Source organism: Photorhabdus caribbeanensis (assembly GCF_018448885.1).
Taxonomy (GTDB): Bacteria; Pseudomonadota; Gammaproteobacteria; order Enterobacterales; family Enterobacteriaceae; genus Photorhabdus; species Photorhabdus caribbeanensis.
Genome location: NZ_RCWB01000095.1, coordinates 1 through 1,522, shown reverse-complemented (window position 1 = coordinate 1,522; position 1,522 = coordinate 1). Strand labels below are relative to the sequence as shown.

Annotated in this window: 2 tRNA genes and 2 rRNA genes; all 4 read right to left on the bottom strand. The window is 52.0% G+C overall.

Annotated features, from left to right (window positions below):
* A 23S ribosomal RNA gene (locus tag EAE90_RS23100) occupies nucleotides 1-789 on the bottom strand; the annotation flags it as partial.
* A 162-nt stretch (nucleotides 790-951) separates the two neighbouring features.
* Nucleotides 952-1,027: transfer RNA gene (locus EAE90_RS23095), tRNA-Ala, on the bottom strand.
* Between the two features lie 131 nt (nucleotides 1,028-1,158).
* Nucleotides 1,159-1,235: transfer RNA gene (locus EAE90_RS23090), tRNA-Ile, on the bottom strand.
* A 69-nt stretch (nucleotides 1,236-1,304) separates the two neighbouring features.
* Nucleotides 1,305-1,522: ribosomal RNA gene (locus EAE90_RS23085) — 16S ribosomal RNA — on the bottom strand; the annotation flags it as partial.

Here is a 1,522-nt window from a genome sequence, read left to right as displayed (position 1 = left end):
TTCGGGTCTATACCCTGCAACTCATTCGCCCAGTTAAGACTCGGTTTCCCTGCGGCTCCCCTATCCGGTTAACCTTGCTACAGAATATAAGTCGCTGACCCATTATACAAAAGGTACGCAGTCACCCCACCCCAAAACGCTCCACTGCTTGATTTGTGTGTTGGGCGTCGCTGTCGCTCCGCCAACCGTCATCCGAGATGACGTTACGCATTTTGTGCGCCACGCAAAGCGAAACGCTTTGGTGGTGGGGCTCCCACTGCTTGTACGTACACGGTTTCAGGTTCTCTTTCACTCCCCTCGCCGGGGTTCTTTTCGCCTTTCCCTCACGGTACTGGTTCACTATCGGTCAGTCAGGAGTATTTAGCCTTGGAGGATGGTCCCCCCATCTTCAGACAGGATTTCTCGTGTCCCGCCTTACTCATTGAACTCCCAGCCATACCATCTTCGAGTACGGGGCTGTCACCCTCTCTCGCCGGCCTTTCCAGACCGTTCCTCTGATGCTATCGCTGATGTTGGTTCTGGGCTGCTCCCCGTTCGCTCGCCGCTACTGGGGGAATCTCGGTTGATTTCTTTTCCTCGGGGTACTGAGATGTTTCAGTTCCCCCGGTTCGCCTCATTAACCTATGGATTCAGTTAATGATAGTGCAACGCATTGCACTGGGTTTCCCCATTCGGACATCGCCGGCTATCACGCTTCATATCAGCTTACCGACGCTTTTCGCAGATTAGCACGTCCTTCATCGCCTCTGACTGCCTAGGCATCCACCGTGTACGCTTATTCGCTTAACCTCACAACCCGAAAGAGTCTCGGATTGTTCAGCTTGAGAGATACCTCAATAATACCTCGGCGATATTATTGAGCATTTCAATTTTTCAGCTTGTTCCAGATTGTTAAAGAGCAAAATAATTCGCAGCATACTGTCGCCAATATACTCTGAACTACATTCAGTATGGTGGAGCTAAGCGGGATCGAACCGCTGACCTCCTGCGTGCAAGGCAGGCGCTCTCCCAGCTGAGCTATAGCCCCATACAGAAATATGCCGTTATCATCTCTGTTCAGCCAACTCGCTTAGCCGCCGGGTATTTCAACGCGAGTAACGCAGTGTGCGCCAGCACATGAGTCACGCAGCGTCTGAAAGACACCAGGATAAGTAGAGTTGGTAGGCCTGAGTGGACTTGAACCACCGACCTCACCCTTATCAGGGGTGCGCTCTAACCACCTGAGCTACAAGCCTATCACGATAACGTTATTCTCTTCTTTCATCAGACAATCTGTGTGAGCACTGCACGCAACCTATCTCAGGTAAGGAGGTGATCCAACCGCAGGTTCCCCTACGGTTACCTTGTTACGACTTCACCCCAGTCATGAGCCACAAAGTGGTCAGCGCCCTCCAAAAAAGGTTAAGCTACCGACTTCTTTTGCAACCCACTCCCATGGTGTGACGGGCGGTGTGTACAAGGCCCGGGAACGTATTCACCGTAGCATGCTGATCTACGATTACTAGCGATTCCGACTTCATGG